General features: G+C 54.7%; 1 rRNA gene. It reads left to right on the top strand.

Annotation, left to right across the window (positions count from 1 at the left end):
* Nucleotides 1-11: 11 nt before the first annotated feature.
* Nucleotides 12-740 (top strand): 23S ribosomal RNA (locus QSK05_RS35990); the annotation flags it as partial.

The raw sequence follows: 740 nt of genomic DNA, 5'->3' as shown, positions 1-740 counted from the left end.
CTGGGTGTGTCGGGTAAGTTTTTAAGGGCACACGGTGGATGTCTTGGCACCAGGAGCCGATGAAGGACGTAGGAGCCTGCGATAAGCCTCGAGGAGCTGGCAACCGAGCTGTGATTCGAGGGTTTCCGAATGGGGTAACCCGGCTGGAGATGTGTCCAGTCACCTGCACCTGAATATATAGGGTGTTGGGAGGGAACGACGGGAAGTGAAACATCTCAGTACCGTCAGGAAGAGAAAACAACATGTGATTCCGTGAGTAGTGGCGAGCGAAAGCGGATGAGGCTAAACCGGGCGTGTGTGATAGCTGGCAGGCGTTGCATGTCCGGGGTCGTGGGATCCCACTTGTTCTTTCTGTCAAGAGAACGGGGAGTCAGAAAATCATGTCATAGGCGAACGTCATTGAATGGGCGACCGTAGAGGGTGTTAGTCCTGTAGCCGAAATGATGTGGTCTTCCTTGTGGGCGTCCCAAGTAGCACGGGGCTCGTGAAATCTCGTGTGAATCTGGCAGGACCACCTGCTAAGCCTAAATACTCCCTGGTGACCGATAGCGGACTAGTACCGTGAGGGAAAGATGAAAAGTACCCCGGGAGGGGAGTGAAATAGTACCTGAAACCGTGTGCCTACAATCCGTCGGAGCCTTGAGGGGTGACGGCGTGCCTTTTGAAGAATGAGCCTGCGAGTTAGTGGTGTGTGGCGAGGTTAACCCGTGTGGGGTAGCCGTAGCGAAAGCGAGTCCGAA

This window comes from Kineosporia sp. NBRC 101731, from assembly GCF_030269305.1.
Classification (GTDB): domain Bacteria; phylum Actinomycetota; class Actinomycetes; order Actinomycetales; family Kineosporiaceae; genus Kineosporia.
Note: the sequence above shows the minus strand (reverse complement) of the source record. Positions and strands in the feature narration are given on the sequence as shown.